19 protein-coding genes are annotated in these 21,289 nt (G+C 70.9%); 8 read left to right on the top strand and 11 right to left on the bottom strand.

Annotated features, from left to right (window positions below; all coding sequences use genetic code 11):
* The first annotated feature begins 53 nt into the window (after window positions 1-53).
* The 4 genes from BM204_RS07980 (at window position 54) to BM204_RS07965 (ending at window position 5,646) form a co-directional block, all read left to right on the top strand.
* Entirely contained in the window at window positions 54-2,558 is a 2,505-nt protein-coding gene (locus BM204_RS07980) for a DNA gyrase/topoisomerase IV subunit A (RefSeq protein ID WP_091111874.1), read from the top strand.
* Between the two features lie 4 nt (window positions 2,559-2,562).
* Complete coding sequence (locus tag BM204_RS07975; RefSeq protein ID WP_170259084.1) at window positions 2,563-3,267, top strand: LppX_LprAFG lipoprotein; 705 nt, start codon at window positions 2,563-2,565, stop codon at window positions 3,265-3,267.
* Between the two features lie 29 nt (window positions 3,268-3,296).
* Window positions 3,297-5,084 carry an MFS transporter gene (locus BM204_RS07970; RefSeq protein WP_246165975.1) on the top strand — a complete coding sequence of 596 codons (1,788 nt, stop codon included), beginning with the start codon at window positions 3,297-3,299 and terminating at the stop codon, window positions 5,082-5,084.
* 67 nt (window positions 5,085-5,151) lie between these two features.
* Entirely contained in the window at window positions 5,152-5,646 is a 495-nt protein-coding gene (locus tag BM204_RS07965; protein ID WP_091111870.1) for a beta-class carbonic anhydrase, read from the top strand.
* A gap of 18 nt (window positions 5,647-5,664) precedes the next feature.
* On the opposite strand, the gene BM204_RS07960 is transcribed toward BM204_RS07965, so the two are convergent.
* On the bottom strand, window positions 5,665-6,399 hold the full coding sequence (locus BM204_RS07960; RefSeq protein WP_143099690.1) for a zinc-dependent metalloprotease family protein: 735 nt from the start codon (window positions 6,397-6,399) through the stop codon (window positions 5,665-5,667).
* A gap of 904 nt (window positions 6,400-7,303) precedes the next feature.
* Window positions 7,304-9,388 (bottom strand): DNA gyrase/topoisomerase IV subunit B, encoded by a 2,085-nt coding sequence (locus BM204_RS07955; RefSeq protein ID WP_091111867.1) that lies wholly within the window; start codon window positions 9,386-9,388, stop codon window positions 7,304-7,306.
* Window positions 9,389-9,747: 359 nt separating this feature from the next.
* Between BM204_RS07955 and BM204_RS22960 the strand changes: the two genes are divergently transcribed.
* The 3 genes from BM204_RS22960 to BM204_RS07940 all read left to right on the top strand — a co-directional run bounded on the left by BM204_RS22960 (window position 9,748) and on the right by BM204_RS07940 (window position 11,469).
* Window positions 9,748-10,017, top strand: coding sequence for a DUF7455 domain-containing protein (locus BM204_RS22960; RefSeq protein ID WP_371863246.1), 270 nt, complete (start codon window positions 9,748-9,750; stop codon window positions 10,015-10,017).
* A 106-nt stretch (window positions 10,018-10,123) separates the two neighbouring features.
* Window positions 10,124-10,600: a DUF456 domain-containing protein gene (locus tag BM204_RS07945; RefSeq protein ID WP_091111864.1), complete on the top strand. Its 477-nt coding sequence runs from the start codon at window positions 10,124-10,126 to the stop codon at window positions 10,598-10,600.
* An 11-nt stretch (window positions 10,601-10,611) separates the two neighbouring features.
* The gene (locus BM204_RS07940; RefSeq protein ID WP_091111862.1) at window positions 10,612-11,469 is read left to right on the top strand and encodes an EamA family transporter; all 858 of its coding nucleotides are present in this window, start codon (window positions 10,612-10,614) and stop codon (window positions 11,467-11,469) included.
* A gap of 12 nt (window positions 11,470-11,481) precedes the next feature.
* On the opposite strand, the gene BM204_RS07935 is transcribed toward BM204_RS07940, so the two are convergent.
* The 8 genes from BM204_RS07935 to BM204_RS07900 all read right to left on the bottom strand — a co-directional run bounded on the left by BM204_RS07935 (window position 11,482) and on the right by BM204_RS07900 (window position 20,050).
* Window positions 11,482-12,081, bottom strand: a complete 600-nt coding sequence (locus tag BM204_RS07935; RefSeq protein WP_091111860.1) for a hypothetical protein — start codon at window positions 12,079-12,081, stop codon at window positions 11,482-11,484.
* A 249-nt stretch (window positions 12,082-12,330) separates the two neighbouring features.
* Entirely contained in the window at window positions 12,331-13,302 is a 972-nt protein-coding gene (gene egtD / locus BM204_RS07930; protein ID WP_091111859.1) for an L-histidine N(alpha)-methyltransferase, read from the bottom strand.
* A complete protein-coding gene (gene egtC, locus BM204_RS07925; RefSeq protein WP_091111857.1) occupies window positions 13,299-14,003 on the bottom strand; it encodes an ergothioneine biosynthesis protein EgtC in 705 nt (234 codons plus the stop codon). The genes egtD and egtC overlap by 4 nt, the downstream gene beginning before the upstream one ends.
* On the bottom strand, window positions 13,996-15,258 hold the full coding sequence (egtB, locus tag BM204_RS07920; protein ID WP_091111856.1) for an ergothioneine biosynthesis protein EgtB: 1,263 nt from the start codon (window positions 15,256-15,258) through the stop codon (window positions 13,996-13,998). The genes egtC and egtB overlap by 8 nt, the downstream gene beginning before the upstream one ends.
* On the bottom strand, window positions 15,251-16,513 hold the full coding sequence (egtA, locus tag BM204_RS07915; RefSeq protein WP_091111854.1) for an ergothioneine biosynthesis glutamate--cysteine ligase EgtA: 1,263 nt from the start codon (window positions 16,511-16,513) through the stop codon (window positions 15,251-15,253). The genes egtB and egtA overlap by 8 nt, the downstream gene beginning before the upstream one ends.
* Before the next feature lie 178 nt (window positions 16,514-16,691).
* On the bottom strand, window positions 16,692-17,768 hold the full coding sequence (locus BM204_RS07910) for an aminotransferase class V-fold PLP-dependent enzyme (protein WP_091111853.1): 1,077 nt from the start codon (window positions 17,766-17,768) through the stop codon (window positions 16,692-16,694).
* A gap of 6 nt (window positions 17,769-17,774) precedes the next feature.
* Window positions 17,775-19,169 carry an RNA polymerase sigma factor gene (locus BM204_RS07905; protein ID WP_371863245.1) on the bottom strand — a complete coding sequence of 465 codons (1,395 nt, stop codon included), beginning with the start codon at window positions 19,167-19,169 and terminating at the stop codon, window positions 17,775-17,777.
* A 299-nt stretch (window positions 19,170-19,468) separates the two neighbouring features.
* Window positions 19,469-20,050, bottom strand: coding sequence for an HhH-GPD-type base excision DNA repair protein (locus BM204_RS07900; RefSeq protein WP_091111849.1), 582 nt, complete (start codon window positions 20,048-20,050; stop codon window positions 19,469-19,471).
* Between the two features lie 93 nt (window positions 20,051-20,143).
* On the opposite strand from BM204_RS07900, the gene BM204_RS07895 reads away from it, so the two are divergent.
* Complete coding sequence (locus tag BM204_RS07895; RefSeq protein WP_091111847.1) at window positions 20,144-20,830, top strand: cysteine hydrolase family protein; 687 nt, start codon at window positions 20,144-20,146, stop codon at window positions 20,828-20,830.
* Here the strand turns inward: BM204_RS07895 and BM204_RS07890 are convergent.
* The gene (locus BM204_RS07890; protein ID WP_091111845.1) at window positions 20,817-21,218 is read right to left on the bottom strand and encodes a universal stress protein; all 402 of its coding nucleotides are present in this window, start codon (window positions 21,216-21,218) and stop codon (window positions 20,817-20,819) included. The genes BM204_RS07895 and BM204_RS07890 overlap by 14 nt on opposite strands.
* Between the last annotated feature and the right edge of the window lie 71 nt (window positions 21,219-21,289).

Below are 21,289 nucleotides of genomic sequence, written 5' to 3'. Positions count from 1 at the left end.
TGGGCGGCGTGCCACCGTCGGGTGAACGGTCGGCGCAAGGAAGGATGCGGGGCATGGCAAGGCGTACGACCAACCAACCCCTCCCCGACGACTTCGAGGAGCACATCATCGACACCGATGTCGGTGACGAGATGCGCTCGTCGTTCCTGGAGTACGCCTACTCCGTCATCTACTCCCGGGCACTGCCCGACGCCCGCGACGGCCTCAAGCCGGTCCAGCGCCGCATCCTCTACACGATGAACGACATGGGCCTGCGGCCCGACCGCGGGCACGTCAAGAGCGCCCGGGTGGTCGGCGAGGTGATGGGCCGGCTGCACCCGCACGGCGACAGCGCCATCTACGACGCCCTGGTGCGCATGACCCAACCCTTCTCGCTGCGCCTGCCGACGGTCGACGGCCACGGCAACTTCGGCTCGCCCGACGACTCCCCCGCCGCCATGCGCTACACCGAGTGCCGCATGGCGCCCTCCGCGGTGGCGATGACGGCCTCAATCGATGAGGACACGGTCGACTTCAAGCCCAACTACGACAGCCGCGAGCTCGAGCCGTCGGTGCTGCCGGCGGCCATCCCCCACCTGGTCGTCAACGGCACCACCGGCATCGCGGTCGGCATGGCCACCAACTGTGCGCCGCACAACCTGGTCGAGGTCGTCCAGGCGCTGCGGCACCTGATCTCGCACCCGAAGGCCACCATCGACGACCTGATGCGCTTCGTGCCCGGTCCCGACCTGCCCACCGGCGGCAAGATCGTCGGTCTCGATGGCATCCGTGACGCCTACGAGACCGGCCGTGGCAGCTTCAAGATGCGTGCCACCGCCCGCATCGAGACGATCGGTCGCCGCAAGGCCATCGTGGTGACCGAGCTGCCCTACACGGTCGGCACCGAGAAGGTCGTCGAGCGGATCAAGGTCCTGGTCCAGGGCAAGAAGCTCCAGGGCATCGCCGACGTCAAGAACCTCCAGGACCTCGACAACCCGCTGCGACTGGTGATCGAGGTCAAGAACGGCTTCGTGCCCGAAGCGATCCTCGAGGAGCTCTACCGGCTGACCCCGATGGAGGACTCCTTCGGCATCAACGCCGTCGCTCTCGTCGACGGCCAGCCACGCACCCTCGGCCTGCGCGAGATGCTGCAGGTCTTCCTCGACCACCGATTCGACGTCGTACGCCGTCGCTCGCAGTTCCGGCGCAACAAGATGGCCGAGCGGCTTCACCTCGTCGAGGGCCTGCTGGTCGCGCTGCTCGACATCGACGAGGTCATCCAGGTGATCCGCACCAGCGACGACACCGCTGCCGCCCGCCAGCGACTCATGGAGGTCTTCGACCTGTCCCTCGCGCAGACCGACTACATCCTGGAGATGCAGCTGCGTCGGCTCACCCGCTTCAGCCGGCTCGAGCTGGAGAAGGAGCGGCAGGAGCTGCGTCGCCAGATCGAGGAGCTCGACGCGATCCTCGGCGACGAGCAGCTGCTGCGCAAGGTGGTCGGGGACGAGCTGACCGAGGTCGCCAAGACCTACGGCACCCCTCGTCGTACGGTCCTGCTCGGCGCAGCCGCACCCATCGCCGCCGCGGCGTCGATCGAGATGACCGACGACGCGTGCTTCGCGATGCTCTCCTCGAGCGGCCTCCTGGCCCGGACCCGCACCGCCGAGTCCTTCGGCTCCGGCGGCGACCGCACCAACCACGACGTCGTGGTCTCCGCGGTCCGCACCACCGCTCGCGGCGAGATCGGCGTCCTCACCTCGACCGGTCGGCTGCTGCGCGTCGACATGCTCGAGATCACCGCGGTGCTGCCCCCCTCGGCCAACGACCCCAACCTCAACGGCGGGCTCCAGGTCAGCGAGGTGCTGCCCCTGGAGAAGGACGAGAGGCCGTTGGCGCTGTGCACGCTGACCGCCGCCGGCCCCGGCCTCGCCCTCGGCACGAGGGCCGGCACGGTCAAGCGGGTCAACCCCGAGGTCCTCAACCGGGACGAGTGGGAGGTGATCCGGCTCGACGACGACGACGAGGTGGTCGGCGCCGTCCAGCTCACCACCGGCGACGAGACCCTGTGCTTCATCACGACCGACGCCCAGCTGCTGCACTTCGGCGCCGACGGCGTGCGGCCCCAGGGTCGCTCCGGCGGCGGCATGAACGGCATCCGGGTCACCACCGGTGAGTCCGTGGCGTGGTTCGGCGTCGTGGACCCCGCGGGCTCGGTCGTCGTGACCGCCTCCGGCTCCTCGACCGCCCTGCCCGGCACCGAGCCCGGCGCGGTCAAGGTGACGCCGTTCGACGAATACCCGCCCAAGGGCCGCGCGACCAGCGGGGTGCGCTGCCACCGCTTCCTCAAGGGCGAGGACGCGCTGGTCTTCGCCTGGGCCGGCACCGCCCCCGCGCGGGCGGCGGCCGCCAGCGGCGCCCCGATCGACCTCCCGGAAGCAAATGGGCGCCGAGACGGCTCCGGCATCCCCGGCTCGCAGGCCATCGCGGCCTGCGGCGGCCCGGTGGCCGCGAGGTTCGCGGACGCCGACGAGGACCCCGACGATCCGCCGACCTTGCCCATCGATGTGGAAGGCTGAGCGCATGCGCGCCCGTCTTGCTCCCCTCGCCCTCACCGGCGCCCTGCTGCTCGCCGTCTCCGGCTGCAGCGGAGGCGACGAGGAGTCCCCCGCTGCCGCCGACCAGACGCCCGAGGAGGTCCTGGCACTGGCCAAGAGCACCCTCGACGAGACCAGCGGCCTCCAGCTCACCCTCTCGACCGACGACCTGCCCGATGGCGTCACCGGCATCCTCGAGGCATCCGGCGTCGGCACGAACGCCCCGGCCTTCGAGGGATCGATCACCGTGTCGCTGTCCGGCCAGGCCTTCGAGGTGCCCGTGGTCGCGGTCGACGGCCTCGTCTACGCCGAGCTGCCGCTCACCTCCGGCTACCAGGAGGTCGACCCCGGCGAGTACGGCGCACCCGACCCGGCCGGTCTCGTGAGCCCCGAGAGCGGCTTCTCCTCGCTGCTGCCCGAGACCACGGGCGTCGAGGAGGGCGAGTCGATCCGCGGCGGCGCCAACAACGACGAGATCCTCACCGCCTACACCGGGACGGTCGCGGGCTCGGTCGTGGAGAACATCATCCCGGGCGCCTCGGGTGACTTCGACGCCACCTACACGGTCACCGAGGACGGCGAGCTGCGCGAGGCCGTGCTCACCGGCGAGTTCTACGCCGGCGAGGACTCCATGACCTACACGGTCGGGTTCGACGACTACGGCACGCAGCAGGACATCACCGCCCCATGACGGACCGCACGACGGGGGCGTGAGGTGACGTGGACGCCCTGAGGTCCTCGCCGCGGCTGCTGCTGGGCCTCGCGTCCGTGGCGGTGGCGTTCGCCGCCGCCGACACCTACGTCGTCGTGCTGGCGCTGCCCGAGATGCTGGGGGGCGTCGGCGAGTCCACCGAGGAGCTCCAGCGCGCCGCCCCGATCATCTCGGGCTTCCTGCTCGGCTACGTCGCCATGCTGCCGCTGATCGGTCGCATCGCCGACCTGCGCGGCCGCGTCCCGGTGCTGGTCGCCGCCCTCGTCATCTTCGCGCTCGGGTCCCTCGTCACCAGCCTGGCCTACGACCTGCCCACGATGGTGTCGGGCCGCTTCCTCCAGGGCGTCGGCGGCGGCGGTCTCGTCCCCGCCACGCTGGCCCTCGTCGCCGACCTCTACCCCGCCGACCGGCGCGGCATCCCGCTCGGGATCGTCTCCGCCGTCCAGGAGCTCGGCAGCGTCATCGGCCCGCTCTTCGGGGCCGTCGTGCTCGCCGTCGCCGACTGGCGGGCCATCTTCCTGATCAACGTGGCGGTCGGACTGGTGCTGGCCGCGGCGATCTCGGCACTGCGGTTTGGTCACCAACCGCAGGGATCCGACCCCCCAGGACGCGGTCTGGTCACCAACCGCGGGCGTCGCGACGGCCTCGGCGCCCTCCTCCTGCTCATCGCGATCGGCGCCGGCGGGCTGGTCTTCGTGCGGCCGCCGTCCCTGCTCCAGGACCTCACCTGGGGGCAGATCTTCATCCCCTTCGCGGGCGAGGGCCGCTGGCTGACCCCGGTCGGTGCCGTCAGCATGGTCGCCGGCGTGCTGTTCGTGGTGCGCTGCTTCACCGCCCGGCGACCGATCGTCGACGGTAGGGGCTGGGTCCGCAGCATGCGTGACGCCGACCTCGTCGGCGCCCTGTTCCTGGCGGTCACCCTGGGCGGGGTGATCCTGGCCTTCGCCACAGCCGATCCCAAGATCCAGCTCTTCGCCGACCAGGGCTACTACTACCTGGCGGGGTCGGCCATCGCGGCGCTGGCGCTCGTGGTCCACCTGCGCCGCGCCGAGGCGCCCCTCATCCCCGCCGGCGCACTGCGCCGCACGCCGGCCTGGGGCGCGATCGTCGTCAGCTTCTTCGTCGGCGCCGCCCTCATCGCTGCCCTCATCGACATCCCGCTCTTCGCCCGCACGACGATCTATCGCGACTCCCAGCTCAGCGCCGCCCTCGTGCTGGTCCGCTTCCTGGTCGCACTGCCGGTCGGGGCGATCGTCGGCGGCTACCTCACGCGCCGCGTGAGCGCCGGAGTCATCACGGCGGCCGGCATGCTCATGGCGGCCGTCGGGTTCGTCCTCATGGCTCAGTGGGACATCACCAGCCTCGAGCAGCTGCACTCCGACCTGACCCTGGTCCTCTGCGGCTTCGGCTTCGGGCTGGCCCTCGCGCCCGTCAACGCCGCGATCCTGGTCAGCACCGACGACGCCGTGCACGGCCTGGCCAGCGCGATGGTCGTCGTCGCGCGGATGGTGGGCATGCTGATCGGCATCTCGGCCCTGACTGCGCTCGGTCTGCGCCGCTACTACTCCTACCTCGTGGACAACCCCCTGCCCTCCGCCAAGGAAGTCTGCGACGGCAAGAGTCGCTGCGCGGAGTTCAGCGACCTGCTCGCCGGCGCCGGGATCCCCCAGGAGCACGCCGTGTTTGCCGGGGCGGCCGTCTGTGCCGTTCTCGCTGCCGTGGCGGCGCTGGTGCTCTTCCGCGGGGCGGCCACCCGCAGCGTGGACGCCGCCCGGCTGCTGCGCTCCGCCGGGTGACCAACACCACCGCCTGTCTCGCCGAGACCGGCTCACGGCCGCGTTGATCTCCGCTAAGTTCGCGCTCGTGACCGACTTCGAGGACCTGCTCGCAGCCAACCGTGACTTCGCCGCCCACTTCGACCTCAGCGGCTTCGACGGCGTCGCCCACGCCGGCGTCGCCATCGTGACCTGCATGGACTCCCGGATCGACCCGCTCGGCATGGTCGGGCTCCAGCCCGGTGACGCCAAGATCTTCCGCAACCCCGGGGGCCGGGTCACCCCACAGGCCCTCGAGGCCCTCGTCCTGGGCACCCACCTGCTCGGCGTGAGCCGGATCCTCGTCGTGCCCCACACCCGCTGCGCCATGGCGTCCCACACCGAGGACGAGCTGCGGCGCCGGGTCTCGGAGTCTTCCGGCCAGGACGCCTCGTGGCAGTCCTTCGGTGTCATCACCGACCAGCTCGCAGCACTCACCGACGACATCGCCAAGATCCGCGCCCACCCGCTGATCCCGACCACCACCGACGTCGCGGGCTTCGTCTACGACGTCGACACGGGCCTGCTCGAGCAGCACGTCTGAGACACCGCCCGCAGGACCTCAGTCGGCGTAGCGCTGCGCGTGCCCTCGCACCATCAGCTGGTTGAGGCTCGAGAAGCGCAGGGCGTCGAGGTCGATCGCCGGTCCCATGAGGGACATCGTCGCCGGGTCGCTCGCCAACAGGCCCTCGGCGCTCGCGTAGTGGTGGTGCCCACCGAGCAGGTGCCCGACCTCGTGGGCCATCACCTTGCCCGTGCCCTCGGTGGTCGTGGGGATGGTGACCCGTCCGATCTCACCCACGGCGAACGCCGTGCGCGCGGTGCGGACGCCGCCGATGCAGTCGGCCTGCCCGATCAGCTGGCCGCCGGTCGGACCGGTGCTCGTGATGTCCTTGACGGTCATCGCGTAGACCACGTCGACCCCCGCCGGACGCCGACCGCCGTAGCGGTCCTTGGCCTGCTCGATCAGCCGCTGGGCGTCGACCCCCGAGAGGTCCACGACGTCGTACGTCGCCGCGACGCCGATGCCCAGGGGGCGGTAGGCCTTGCGCATCGAGACCACCCCCTGCTCGGCGTGGTCGCGGGTGACCCCGTCGAGCAGGATCCGAACGTCGAGGCGCACCGGCTCCCCGGTCACCGCCACCGCGTGCGGGGTGAGCTGGGTGCACGTGGCGAGCCCACCGTCGATGTCCGGGACCACCACGGGGTCGGCGCGCGACGGTGCGGGACCGGTCAGCACTGCACCCGCGAGGGCTAGCCCCAGCGCGAGGAAAAGAGGGAGCAGTCGACGCCGCATCGCGTTGTCCTTCGCTAGAGCCCGAGATCTTCCACGGGCTCAACGGCGCGCGAGTGCCACGGTTACGTGACCGCGGCGCCGGGCGCACTGCACGACGACGATCGCGCGAGGGGCCACCATCGCTCAGGGCGCATCTCGTCGATCGGCGCCGCGCATCAATGCCTGCTCACGTTGGAGCCAGCCTCCCGTCGCCGCAGCCCCATCGTGCGCGTTGACAGCGACAGCGGTCATCGCTGCCACGGGAGTGGGAGCCGTGGGTGACGGCCCATCCGGTCATGGCCGATGACCGGACGTGGTGAGTGGTGCGCCGTGCCCCCCGACATTGCGATCGATCTGGTCCACCAGGGAGACCGGATCGACCACAATGTCGGGGGATCCTGAGGCGGGATCCGGTCTTTGCCGCTCCGGGCCCGACGTTGCAGGTCGCGGGGATTCGCTCAGGTGTCGCCACACCTGGTCGTCCCACTGGTTGATGACCTCGTCGGGCACGTAGGCGAGGGGACGTCGCGCTCATGCCGCTGCTGCTCCTCGAATGGGGCCGCCAACTCCAGGGGCTCGACGACGCGCCCGCTCGTGGTGGAGCAGCGTCCCGACGATGGCTACGAAGCGAACTACCCGCCGCGCTCGAAGGCCCAGATTGCCTCGATGGAGGGCCAGTGCACGACCTTCCTCCGTTCCCGACCAGGCAAAGACGGCATCACTGGCCAGGGATGCCGACCGGCTCGGCGCCACGTACGAGGACGACGAAACCACGGTGGCGCCCCACCGCTACGAGCCGCAGCTGTTCGGCGGTCACGATGACTACTCGGTGGGTGAGTACTTCACCACCATCGACCCCGACACGATGCAGTGCCTGCACGCCACGTCCTTCTGATCGGGTCGTGCAACCCGTGCCACGGTTACCTCAGGCGTCCAACGACTCCACGTCGACCTCGTAGGCACCCTGCACGATGAACTCCTTGCGCGGCGCGACGTCCGAGCCCATCAGGAGCTCGAAGACGGTGGAGGCCGCGTCGGCGTCATCGACGGTGATGCGTCGCAGCGTGCGGTGCCGCGGGTCCATCGTCGTCTCGGCGAGCTGTGACGCGTCCATCTCCCCCAACCCCTTGTAGCGCTGAACGGGGTCCTTCCACTTCGTGTTCTTCTTCTTCAGCTCCGCGAGCTTGCGCTGCAGCTCGTCGTCGGAATAGGTGTAGACGTACTTGTCCTGGCCCTTCTTGGGGGCCGAGATCTCGATCCGGTGCAGCGGAGGGACGGCGGAGTAGACGCGCCCCTCGGCGATCAGCTCGGGCATGTACTTGAAGAAGAGAGTGGCCAGCAGGCACCGGATGTGGGCGCCGTCGGAGTCGGCGTCGGCCATGAAGATGATCCGCCCGTAGCGCCTGGCCTCGAGCTCGAACGTGCGCCCGGAGCCGGCCCCGACCACCTGGATGATCGAGGCGCACTCGGCGTTCTTGAGCATGTCGCCGACCGAGGCCTTCTGCACGTTGAGAATCTTGCCGCGGATCGGCAGCAGCGCCTGGAACTCCGAGTTGCGCGCCAGCTTGGCCGTGCCGAGTGCCGAGTCACCCTCGACGATGAACAGCTCGGTGCGGTCGTTGTCGTTGGCCCGGCAGTCGGCCAGCTTGGCAGGCAGCGCCGAGGACTCCAGGGCGCTCTTGCGGCGCTGGGTCTCCTTGTGCTGACGCGCAGCCAGGCGCGTCTTGGAGGCCCCCACGACCTTCTCCATCAGCAGCTTGGCCTGCGCCTTCTCGTGCCGCTTGGTGGAGGTGAGGAACTCCTTGAGCTCCGCCGCCACCACCTTGCGTACGACGGAGCGCGCGGCCGGGGTGCCCAGGATCTCCTTGGTCTGCCCCTCGAACTGCGGCTCGGCCAGGCGCACGGTCACGACCGCGGTCAGGCCCTCGAGCACGTCGTCCTTGATCACGTCGTCGTCGTTGACCTTCAACGCCTTGGTCGCCCGCATGGCGTCGTTGAACGTCTTGGTCAGTGCCGCCTCGAAGCCGCTGACGTGCGTGCCCCCCTTGGGGGTCGCGATGACGTTGACGAAGCTCTTTACCTCGGTGTCATAGCCCTTGCCCCAGCGGGCCGCGATGTCGACGTGGAGCTCGCGCTCGACGTCCTGAGGGGTCATGTGGCCCTGCGCGTCGAGCATCGGCACTGTCTCGGTGAAGGTGTCGCTGCCCTGGAGCCGCAGCACGTCCGTCACCGGCTCGTCGTGGGCCAGGAAGTCGACGAACTCCGCGATGCCACCGTCGTGGCGGAACTTCTCCTCGACCGGGTCGGGTCCGCGCAGGTCACGGATGACCAGCTCGAGCCCGGGCACGATGAACGACGTCTGCCGCGCACGGCCCAGCAGGCCCTCGAGCTCGACGCGGGCGTCCTTGGTGAAGATCTGTCGGTCGGGCCAGAAGCGGACCAGGGTGCCCGTCTTGTCCTTCGCCACCCGCTTGCCCTTGCGGGTCAGGCCGGACTGTCCAGTGAAGCCGGCGCGCGGGCCCTCGTGGTCGAAGACGCCCGGGACCCCGCGCTGGAAGCTCAGGCCCTGCTGGCTCGGGCTGCGGTCGACGTCGATGTCCATGCGCGAGGAGAGCGCGTTGACGACCGAGAGACCGACGCCGTGCAGACCACCGGTCGCGACGTAGGAGCCGCCACCGAACTTGCCGCCCGCGTGCAGCTTGGTCGCCACGACCTCGACGCCAGGGAGCCCGGTCTTGGGCTCCTTGTCGGTCGGGATCCCGCGACCGTCGTCGTGCACCTCCACCGAGTCGTCGGCGTGCAGCGTCACCTCGACGCGGTGCGCCTCGCCGGCCAGCGCCTCGTCGACGCCGTTGTCGATGATCTCCCACAGGCAGTGCATGAGACCGCGGGTGTCGGTCGAGCCGATGTACATCCCGGGTCGCTTGCGGACCGCCTCCAGGCCTTCGAGCACGAGGAGGTGGGCTGCGTTGTAGGTGTTGTCGGCGATCGTGGGGCTCCTGCTGGGCAACGGGCGACCGGGGGTTCACGTGGGCCGCGTGGTGGGGCGGTGTGCAGGCTCCGAATCTACCCGCGACACGCCGTGCACTGGTGAAGGCACGCTCGCAGGGGCCGCTCTACGGTGAGGACACGACCGCACCACCGTTCGACCCGCTGAGGACGTCACGAAGTGGACACGATCTCGGCGACTTTCCTTGGATCGGCCGCCCCTGGGCCGATGAAGGTTCAGACTCACCGTTACAGGCAGCACCAGCTCCCCACCGGTCTGGACAGATCAGCGTCCAGTGCATGAACGCCGGCAGGGAGGGAAGAACTCCTGTGTTCCGATCGACGTGGGCTACGACACGTAGGGCGGGGGTACCGCCAGGAATGTTGGGACCCCTCGCTAACGTTGAGAAGGACACCACCGAAAGAATTGAGGCCGAAGTGACAACTGCTGTTGCCCCTAGTGCTCCTCTGACTGCTGAGGACCGCTGCGACCGTTGCGGTGCGCAGGCCTACCTGCGTGTCGAGCTCCAAGCTGGCGCTGAGCTCCTGTTCTGCGCCCACCACGCGCGTGAGCACGGAGACAAGCTCAAGGAGGTCGCCGTCAAGGTGATCGACGAGACGCACAAGCTCACCAACACGCCGGCGACGTAGCCGGAACGAGAGCGCTGACCACGCCACCCACCGACATCTCGATGGCCCCCGACGCGAGTCCGGGGCCATCGGTCATTTTCCTGGGCTGCGTGACAAGGTGTCCGGCGTGAGCCTCACCGAAGTCCTCGTCGCCGTCGCCCTGGCGGTCGGCCTGGCCGGCATCCTGGTGCCTCTGCTGCCCGGCTCCGCGCTGATCTTCGCAGCGGTCCTCGCCTGGGCGATCACCATCGGCACCGCTGGCGGGTGGGCGGTGCTCACGATCGCAACGGCACTGCTGCTGGTCGGCACCGTGGTGAAGTACGCCGTCCCGGGCAAGCACCTCAAGGACGCCGGGATCCCCGCCTCGACCCAGTGGATCGGGGCCGGCACGGCGATCGTCGGCTTCTTCGTGGTCCCTGTCGTCGGGATCGTCATCGGCTTCGTGCTGGGCGTCTACCTCGCCGAGCACCGTCGTGTGGGCCCCGCCCAGGCCTGGCCCTCGACCAAGCACGCCCTGCGGGCGGTGGGGCTGAGCATCCTCATCGAGCTCACGGCCGGCCTGCTGGCCACGCTGACCTGGGTCGTCGGCGTCGTCGCCACCTGAGCTGGCTGTCGATGTCGATCCTCTTCTCCCTGTTGGCAGCGGCCGCCTACGGGCTGTCCGACTTCATCGGAGGCTTGGCCTCCCAGCGCACCAGCCCCTGGGCGATCGCCCTGGTCGCCCAGCTCGGCGGCGCGGTGCTCTTCCTGGGTGGTGCCCTGTTCGTGGATGGCACCGTCAGCGGCGACACCCTGCGCTGGACGGTGCTGGCCGGCCTCGGCAACGGCGTCGGCACGGCATTCCTCTACCGCGGTCTCTCGACCGGGCGGATGGGCGTGGTGGCGCCCGTCTCCGGCGTCGGAGCGGCGCTCGTCCCGATCGTCGCAGGGCTCGCGCTCGGTGAGCGACCCGGAGCGGTGGTGTGGCTGGGCATCGTCGCCGCGATCCCCGCGATCTGGCTCGTCGCCCGGGTGCCCGCCGGCGCCGAGGGCGGCGCCCACGACGGCGCCCACGACGGGCCGACCCGGACCGGGCTCGGTGACGCCGTCCTGGCCGGGCTCGGCTTCGGCACGCTGTTCGCGGCGCTGGCCCAGGTGCCGGAGTCGGCGGGGCTCCTCCCGCTGGCCCTCAACCAGGTCATCGGGGCCGCCGTCGTGGTGGGCGTGGCGACGGCGCTGCGCCAGGCGTGGCTCCCCCGGCAGCCCGTGGCGCTGGTGGGGCTGCTCGGCGGAGCCCTCGGCGCCGCCGCGACCGGCCTGTTCCTCCTGGCCACGAGGGACGGGCTCCTCGCCGTCGCAGCGGTCATCACCTCGCTCTACCCGGCGTTCACCGTCGTGCTCGCGGCCGGCCTCCTGCGCGAGCGCGTGCACCAGGCCCAGGCCGTGGGCCTGGGCCTGTGCGCCGTCGCCGTGGTCCTGGTCGCCGTGGGCTGAGCCCGACGTGCCTCAGCCGGCCGCGACGTACGACGTGAACGAGCGCGGGTTGCCCAGCCAGTCGGTGACCGGGTGCGAGCCGTCGAAGAGGTCGACCATCTTGACCGCGACCCGCACCTTGGCGGGGTCGCCGAGGCATTCACGTGACACCCGTACGACGGCGACGTCCTCGGCCCACTTGAGCCGCAGGCTTGCCGGGCAGGTCAGCCGGTCTCCCGACTGGGCCCAACCCTTCGTCCTGGTCACCTGGTAGTCGGTGCCTTCCTGGAGGCCGGTGTCGAAGCGGAGCTCGGGGCCCTTGCGACCGGGCCTGCTGTCGAAGAACACCGTCATTCCCGACGGCCCTGCGTCCGAGGACCTCACCAGGTCGGTGAACCGGACCTTGGTGATGACCTGCTCGGGCCCGTGGTTGACCGTGACGCGGCGGATGTCGGTGAGTGAGGCGGTCGCGTCGGCCGGGTCGTTGGCGGCCGTGGACTCGGCGGAGGCGGGGGCAGCGACGCAAGCGAGCCCCACGGCGAGTGCCACCACGGTGGCAGCAGCGAGGGGGCTGCCGTGGCGGCGGGCGAGGCGGCGGGCGAGGCGGGGGGCGAGGCGGGGGGTGTGCGACATCGTCAGCTCCAGAAGTGAGGGGTGCTTGGTGTTGCCCAGGTAGATGCGACCGGGCCCCGGATGGTTGCAACCGACGACCGGTCGACCTCCACGGTGCCCCGTCCCGGGAGGAAATGACAGTGGCCCGGGGCCAGCAACTGCGGCCCCCGGGACGTTCCGGCGAGCACCCGCGACGGGTGAGCATCACCCGTGATCAGCGTGATCCTGCTGGGAAGGCCGTGTCCGGGCTGGGGGATCCGCCCGCAGATCTCAGGTCGGCCGCGACAGCGAGAGAGCGAAGTCACCGGCCGGATCGGTCCACCAGTGCGTCAGCTCCAGGCCCGCTCCGGCGAGCTCGGCCGTGACGCCCTCCCGGCGGAACTTGGCGGAGATCTCGGTGCGGATCTCCTCCCCTCGCGCCAGCTCCACCTCGATCTCGAGCCCGCGCACGTGGACCCGCTGGGCCTCGGTGGAGCGCAGCCGCATCTCGATCCACTCGTCGGCCTCGTTCCACACCGCGACGTGCTGGAAGGTGTCCAGGTCGAAGTCGGCGTCGAGCTCGCGATCGAGGACGGTGAGGACGTTCTTGTTGAAGGCGGCCGTCACGCCCAGCGCGTCGTCGTACGCCGCGACGAGACGCTCGGGGGACTTCACCAGGTCCGTGCCGAGCAGGAAGAAGTCGCCCTCGCCCAACGTGCCCCGCACGTCGCGCAGGAGGACCGCGCGCTGGTCGGGGTCGAGGTTGCCGATCGTGGAGCCGAGAAAGGCGAGCAACCGGCGCGGGCCCCGGGGCAGCTTGCCGAGGTGGCGCTCGAAGTCGCCGACGACGGGCTGGACGACGAGCCCGGGGAACTCGGCGGCCACCTGCTCGCTGGCGAGCGTGAGGATCGCGGGGTCGACGTCGAAGGGCACGAAGCGGGTCAGCGTGCCGGCCTCGCGCAGGGTGCTCAGCAGCAGTCGGGTCTTCTCCGAGGTGCCGCTGCCGAGCTCCACCAGCGTTTCCGCGCCGGTGACCTCGGCGATCTCGGCGACCCGCTCCTCGAGGATCGAACGCTCGGTGCGGGTGGGGTAGTACTCCTCGAGGCGGGTGATCTGGTCGAAGAGGTCGCTGCCGTGGGCGTCGTAGAAGTACTTGGGCGGCAGGGTCAGGGGGCGGGTGCTGAGCCCGGCTCGGACCTCCTGTGCCATCTGGGTCACGAGGCTGCTCGGGTCGAGGTGCACGTCCATGTCGGTGAGGCTCATCGGGTCTCCAGGGTGGTCACGGCGACCCCGTCCGAGGTCACCTCCAGCAGGTGGTGGTCGGGGACGTCGACCCACCGAGGGTCGTTGTCCCAGGGCTCGCTGGCGACGACGACACCGTCGGGCTCGACGAGGTAGCTCAGGGGATCGCCCCAGCTCACCGCCGTCACCCGGTCGCCGTGGTGCAGGAGCAGGTTGAGGGTCGCGGTCGGGTCGAGACGCGCGACGTCGAGGACGGTGCGACCGACCGACTCCGCCGTCGCGGTGCCGGCCGCGAGCACGTGCGCGGCGAGCACGGCCGAGTCGCAGACCGACTCGGCGCCGTGACGCAGCGGCAGGACGGATCGGTCCACGCGACCGTTGTGCGAGAGCAGCGTGCGGCCGTCGGTGAACGGCGCCGCGGCGCTCTCGTCCATCGGCATGCCCTCGGTGGCCGAGCGCACCGCCGCCAGGACGGCGCCGGAGGCGAGGACGGGCGCGACGGAGGCGAACGACGCGTCGCTCCACAGCGGCCGCGCCGATCGCCATCGCACGGGCTCGGCCTGCCCGGGGACGAGGAAGCCGACGCCCCAGCCGTCGGCGTTGAGCAGCCCGCGCTGCTGGCGTCGCGGCTGGTAGGACTGGCGCAGCAGCCCGTGGGACGGCTCCAGCACCAGGGCTGCGATGCTGCGCGACTCGCCGAGCCAGGCGAGGTGCCTACACATCCCAGGCCAGCCTCAGGCCGCAGAAGATCTGGCGCCGGACGGGGTGGTCCCAGTTGCGGAAGGACGGTCGGATCGCAGACCCGCCGACCGACCACGCTCCCCCGCGCAGCACCCGGTAGTCGCCGCCGAAGAACGGCGCGCTGTAGTCGGCGTAGAGCATCGTGGAGAAGCCCGGCCACGGGTCGAAGCCCGAGGACGTCCACTCCCAGACGTCCCCGATCAGCTGCTCGACGCCGTACGACGACGCGCCGGCCTCGTAGGCGCCGATCGGCGCCGGGCGGAGGGCGTCGCCGCCGAGGTTGGCGAGCGCGGGCGTCCACTCGGTCTCCCCCCAGGGCCACCGGCGACGGCGACCGGCGACGGGGTCCCACGTGCAGGCTTTCTCCCACTCCTGCTCGGTGGGCAGCCGTGCGCCGGCCCAGGTGACGTAGGCCTCGGCCTCGAAGAAGCAGATGTGCTGCACGGGCTCGTCGGCGGGGATGTCCTCGACGATGCCGAAGCGTCGTCGCGAGCCGTCGGCCGACCAGAACAACGGACGCTCCAGCCCGGCCTCGAGGCGGTGCTCCCAGCCGCGGGGCGACCACCAGGCCGGGTCCTCGTAGCCGCCGGCGTCGATGAACCGCTGCCACTCGGCGTTGGTGACGGGCACCCGGGCGATCCGGAAGGCCGGCAGGTCGACCTCGTGGGCAGGGCGCTCGTTGTCGAGCGACCACGGCTCCTGCTCGACGTCGACGCCCATCGTGAACGGACCCGCGGGCACCAGCACCGCGTCGGCCGGGACAGGCCGTCCGGGCGGGAGCGGCGTCCCGTGACCGAGCACCGGCTCACCGTCGCGCAGCTGGTGCGTGGCAAGCATGGTCTCCACGTGCTGCTGCTCGTGCTGCTCGACCATCACGTAGGCGAAGAGCTCCTGCTCGTCGGCCCGCTCCAGGCCGTCCAGCACCCGGCCGCGTACGTCGGCGAGGAAGCCTCGCGCCTCGCGGGCGGTCAGCAGCGGCAGGCTCACGCGACGGGCGCGCGGGTGCTCGAAGGCGTCGTAGAGCTTCTCGACGTCGGCGGCGAGGACGCCCTGGGTCGCGGCCTGTCCGCCCCGCAGGAGCCAGAGGTCCTCCTGCTGCCCGATGTGGGCGAGGTCCCAGACCAGCGAGCTCATCAGCGGGCTGTGCTGGGCGATCAGCTCCGCCTCGTCGATGTCGGTCAGGTGGGCGGTGCGGGTGCGGGCGGCTTCCAGGCCGCCGGCGACGATCTCACGCATGGGCTTCCTCCTCGAGGACGCGCAGGGGGCCGCGGCTCTCGGCCCTCGACCGGATCTCGTCGGCGGGCGTGCGGCCCGAGGCGACCAGCTCGGCGAAGGCCTCGAGCTCGCTGCGCAGGTCGTGCGGCCCGAGGCGGGCAGCCACCTCGGCGCAGCCGGTCACGGCCCGGCGCAGGGCGGGATCAGCCAGGCCGTGGCGCGCGGCCGCCTCCCACGCGTGGGCGACGGGCGCGCACAGGTCGGCCGCCAGGTCCGCGGCCTCGGGGTCGTCGACCAGGGTGACCGCGAGCCCGGCGAGCGCCGGCCACCAACGATCAGGCAGGGCGTCGATGCAGCGGATCTCGACATAGCCCCGCGGGCGCACCGGCGGGAAGAGCGTCGTCAGGTGGTAGTCCAGGTCCGCCTGGGAGGCCCGCCGCCCCAACCGGTCCGGCTCGCGCAGCCAGTCACCGAAGGACACCAGCGTCTGGACCGGCGTCATGCCCTCGTCGCCGCGCAGCAGCATCACCGGGGCGTTGAGCGCGTACAGCGCCCACGCGACCGTCGGCTCCCCCACCGGGATCGGGTCGCTGCGCCCGTGGTCGATGCCGTGCCAGGTCTCCTGTCGCATCGAGTGCCAGCCCGAGGCCCGGCCGCCGAGGTAGGGCGAGGTGGCGGAGGCTGCGACGAACATCGGGACCAGCGAGCGGATCAGCTCGACCCGGGCCGACCAGCTGGCCGCGGGACCGGCGTCGAGGTTGACCTGCAGCGCGGCGGTGGCCGACATCATCGCGCGCGCCGGTGAGCCGCAGCCCCGGGCCTCGAAGTGCTGCTCCATCGCGGCGTAGCGAGGGGCAGGGTTGCAGCGACGCACCTCACGAGCGGGGTCGGCCCCCAGCGGTGCTGCCCCGTAGCCCGCCTCGCCCAGCGCTCGTCGGAGCACCTCGCGGTCCGCTCTCAACGCCGCGACCGCAGCCGACACGTCGTCACGAGGTGGTGTCGAGAGCTCGACCTGGGCGCCGGGCTCGAGCGTGACCGTGCTGCCGGACGGCATCGACGGCAGGTCGGCCATCAGGGCCTGCACCTCCGCCCACGAAGGGCGACGGGCCGGGGTCGCGAGGTTCACGAGGTGCAGCTCGAGCTCGAGGCCGACACGACGGTCGGTGCCGTGGCTCAGCGCCCCGGCTGCGACGTACGCCGTTGCTGCCGCCACCGGGTCGGTGGTGTCCAGGACGTCTTCCACGTCCGTGGGCGCTGTGACTGTCTCGGCGGTCATTCCGCCCCCTCCAGGTCCGGACCGGTCGACGAGTCGACCGCGGGTCGGTGCGGGGGCGGCCAGGATCGGCCGTCCTCGATGTGCAGGTCCATGCTTACCCGACGGGACCGACGGACCCAAGCACCCGAACGGGTTGTTCACGGAACCGTCAGAAGTGGCAACGCAGCCGAAGGGGTCCTCAGCGGAGCGCCGCAGCGACCCGAGCCAGGTCTTCGAGGGTGCAGTCGAGGTGCGGGCTGAGGCGGAGGGTCGGCTCGACCGGGTCTCGTGGCGCCCGCCAGGGCAGCGATGCCGTGGTCAGGATGCCGTGCTGGTCGAGCAGTCGCTGGCGCACGTCGCTGACGTCCTGGCCGGCTGTGGGTCGCAGCGCGGTGATCGCACCCCGCCCGAGGACGACGCTCCAGCCGGGCACGTCAGCGAGGTGCTCGCGGGTCAGGTCCCCCACCAGGTCCAGGCCGGACTCCACCTCGCGCGGACCGGCTGCGAGATAGTCCCGCACGGCAACAGCCAGTCCGATCCTGCCGGCCACGTTGCTCTCCCCCGACTCCAGGAGCCGGACGGGTCCCGCACCAGGGTGCTTGCGCTGGGGTCGCACCCGCAGCCGGTCCCAGTGCTCGGAGGCGACCGCGAGCATCCCGACCCCGCGTGGGCCGCGCAGCCACTTGCGGCTCGTGGCGTAGGCCGCCGCGACTCCCGCCGACAGCTCACGGTGCCCGAGGGCCTGGGCCGCGTCGACCCACACGGGCACCCCGGCTGGCGTGCAGGCAGCCACGAGCTCGGCGACCGGCTGGACCAGGCTCCGGTGCGAGGTGACCTGGTCGACGTGCACGAGGGTGAGCGCGAGACCCTCCAGGTCGACCCGGAGGGCTTCGGTGTCGACGGCCCCGTCGGCGTCGACGGCCAGCGGCACGCACACGGCGCCCGCTGCCTCGAAGGCCTCGAGGTTGGGACCCCACTCCGAGGGGGCGATCCCCACGCGGTCGCCGGGGCGCAGGGGCCAGGAGTCGATCAGCGCCTGGAGCGCCGTCGTACCGCTCTCGACGAGAGCGACACCGTCGTCCGGCACCCCGAAGAGCCCGGCCAGGTCACGCCGGAGGCCGGTGAGGCCCTCGCCTGCCTCCTCCTCGGCGACGTAGGCACCACGCAGGGCCTCACGGTGGAGGTGCGCACGGATGGCCTCGATAGTCCCCGGTGCCATGCGCCCGGCGGCGGCGGAGTCGAGGTGGACGACCCCACCCCCGGCGAGGTCGGTCACCAAGGATCAGTCGAGGTAGTCGCGCAGGACCTGCGAGCGCGACGGGTGACGCAGCTTGGACATGGTCTTGGACTCGATCTGGCGGATCCGCTCGCGGGTCACGCCGTAGACCTTGCCGATCTCGTCCAGTGTCTTGGGCTGACCGTCGGTGAGGCCGAAGCGCATCGAGACCACGCCGGCCTCGCGCTCGGAGAGCGTGTCGAGGACCGCGTGCAGCTGCTCCTGGAGGAGCGTGAAGGACACGGCATCGGCGGGCACGATGGCCTCGGAGTCCTCGATGAGGTCACCGAACTCGGAGTCGCCGTCCTCGCCGAGGGGCGTGTGCAGCGAGATGGGCTCGCGGCCGTACTTCTGGACCTCGATGACCTTTTCCGGGGTCATGTCGAGCTCCTTGGCGAGCTCCTCGGGCGTGGGCTCGCGACCCAGGTCCTGCAGCATCTGGCGCTGGACGCGGGCGAGCTTGTTGATGACCTCGACCATGTGCACGGGGATGCGGATGGTGCGGGCCTGGTCGGCCATGGCACGGGTGATCGCCTGACGGATCCACCAGGTCGCGTAGGTGGAGAACTTGTAGCCCTTGGTGTAGTCGAACTTCTCCACCGCGCGGATCAGACCGAGGTTGCCCTCCTGGATCAGGTCGAGGAACAGCATGCCGCGGCCGGTGTAGCGCTTGGCCAGCGAGACCACGAGTCGCAAGTTGGCCTCGAGGAGGTGGTTCTTGGCGCGGCGGCCGTCCTCGGAGATCCACCCGAGCTCCTCGAGGATCTTGGGCGTGATCTTGCCGCCCTTGTTGAGCTTCTCCTCGGAGAAGAGGCCGGCCTCGATGCGCTTGGCGAGCTCGACCTCCATCTCGGCGTTGAGGAGGGGCACCTTGCCGATCTGCTTGAGGTAGTCCTTGACCGGGTCGGCGGTCGCACCGGCGACCATGACCTGCTGCTCGGGCTCGTCGGTGTCGTCGGCCGCGGAGACGATGAACGTTGCGGACTTCTCGTCCTCGACGATCGTCGGGTCGGTCTTGACGTCCTTCTCGAACTGGTCGTCGGGGATGTCGGGGAGGATCTTCTTGCCGTCAGGGCCGATGACGACCGCAGCAGCGTCGACCTCGACCACCGCCCCTGCGGTCTTCTTCGCCGCGGTCTTCTTGGCGGCGGTCTTGGCGGCAGGCTTGGCGGCGGTCTTGGCGGCGGTCTTGGCGGGCGCCTTCACCGCGGCAGCCTTCTTGGCGGGAGCGGGGGCCTTGGCCTCTTCGGCCGGTTCCGCCGTCTTGGCGGCAGCAGCCTTCTTGGCCGGCGCCTTCTTGGCCGCCGCGGTCGTGGTCTTCCGTGTGCTCGCGGCGGCGGCCACGCGGGCCGAGGCTACGGGCAGCGCCACCGAGATGCCGAGGCCGCTCAGGTGGGCCAGGAGGGCCTTGAGGTGACGCGGCTCGACGGCCGCGTCCTCACTTGCCCTCCTCACCTGCTCGGGGGTCACGCTCCCGGTCGGGGCAGCCTGCAGGAACAGCGCCTCCACAGCGGGGTGGGACAGCACGTCAGCGGGGATCTTGCGCGCGTTCGAAGACACGAACACCTCTCGTCAGACTGGCATTGGGCGCGGCTCGGCCCGGTAACGTCAAGAGCCGCGTCGTCATTCTGCCACGGCGCCGGCGGCAACGGACACTCCGCCCCGAAAGCGGCTCACCCGCAGGGCTGAGCACCGCCGGGTCAGGTCGCCTTGTCTCCCGTGGCTTCTTTGGCGAGGGCCTTCATCTCCTTCTTGTGGGCGCGCACCTTCTGCAGCGATGCCGGGTCGACCACGTCGGCGACAGAGCGGTAGCCCTCCAACGCGTAGTCGCCCGCGATCGCCTCCCAGCCCTCGGGACGCACGTCGAGCTGCTTGGCCAGCAGCGACATGAAGATCCGCGCCTTCTGCTTGCCGAAGCCGGGCAGCTCGAGGAGCCGCTTCATCAGGTCCTGGGCGTCGGTCGCCTCGGTCCAGAGGCGCTCGGTGCTCCCGTCGTACTGACCGCAGACGAGCGCCGCAAGCTCCTGCATGCGCTCGGCCATCGACCCCGGGAAGCGATGCACCGCGGGCGTGGTGGCACACAGCTCTGCGAACTCCTGGGGATCGGCGGCGGCGACGGTCTCGGGATCCATCGCGCCGAGACGCTCCAACACCTTGGCGGGTCCACGGAACGCGTGCTCCATGGGGTACTGCTGGTCGAGCATCATCCCGACCAGCAGCGCGAACGGGTTGTCGGTGAGGACCTGGTCGGCGGCGTCGTCGCCGGTGATGTGGATGGCCATGTCGCAAGCATGCAGGACAGCTGGGATCCGAAGGCGCTACCTGCGACCCGTGGCGCAACCGCGATCGGACCAAGGCGCCTCTAGCCTGACGCGATGACCGGTCGCCTGCACGCGTGGCACATCGAGGAGCGGGAGTACTCCCGCCAGGAGCAACGTCGAGGACGACGGCACGCCTACGAGTGGCTGGACCCACGTCGTACGGCGCTGGTGGTGGTCGACGTCGTCGACTTCTTCGTCGAGGCCAACGACTACTGCCGTGGCATCGTGCCGCAGGTCAATGCCCTCGCCACGGCCCTGCGGTCGGCGGGCGGGACGGTCGCGTGGGTCCTGCCGAGCACGAGGCTGCAGGTCTCCGAGGATTTCTACGGCCCCGAGGTCGCCCGCCTCTACGACGCCTCGGGCGGCCAGGGTGCCATGGCCGACCGGCTGTGGTCGGGGCTCGACGCGGAGACCACCGACCTGTGGGTGGAGAAGACCGCCCCGAGTGCGTTCTTCCCCGGGCACAGCCCGCTGCCGGGGCTGCTCGAGGAGCGGGACATCGACACGGTCCTCCTCACGGGGACGGTGACCAACGTGTGCGTCGAATCGACGGCACGGGACGCGAGCACCCTGGGCTACCGCGTGGTGGTGGTAGCCGACGGGTGCGCGGCGATGCGCGACCAGGACCACAACGCGACGCTGCACACGCTCTATCGCTCGTTCGGTGACGTGCGGCCGACCACCGAGGTGCTCGCCCTGATCGAGGCAGGAGCGGTCGCGAAGGGGCTCAGTCGGCCTTGACCGCGAGCACCGGGCAGTGGGCGTCGAGGAGCACGCGCTGCGCGTTGGAGCCGAGGATCAGCTTGCCCACCGGGGTGCGACGACGCAGGCCGATGACGATCAGCTCGGCGGAGTTGGCCTCGGCGATGCTGATCAGGTCCTCGGCAGGCTCGAAGCCGCGCACGAGCTGACGGATCTCGAAGGCAACCCCCGCGGCGTCGAGCTTGGCGCGGACCGCGTCCATCTCGGCGTCAGCCTGCGACGAGGCTTCCTTGTCGAAGCCGGCACCCCCGCGGTGCGAGTTGACGACCACCAGGTCCGAGCCTCGCAGCTGCGCCTCGGCGATCGCTCGGGCGAGAGCAGCTTCACCCTCGGGCTTGGGCACATAACCGACCACGACTTTTCCCATGCCCCGAACCTAGCCCAACCGGCGGTGCCGCGGGAGCCTGTGGAGGGCCGGAGCGGTCGACGCCTTGAATG

Origin of the sequence: Nocardioides psychrotolerans (assembly GCF_900113685.1) — a bacterium.
In the GTDB taxonomy this organism is placed as follows: Bacteria; Actinomycetota; Actinomycetes; order Propionibacteriales; family Nocardioidaceae; genus Nocardioides; species Nocardioides psychrotolerans.
This window is presented reverse-complemented; position numbering and strand designations above follow the sequence as displayed.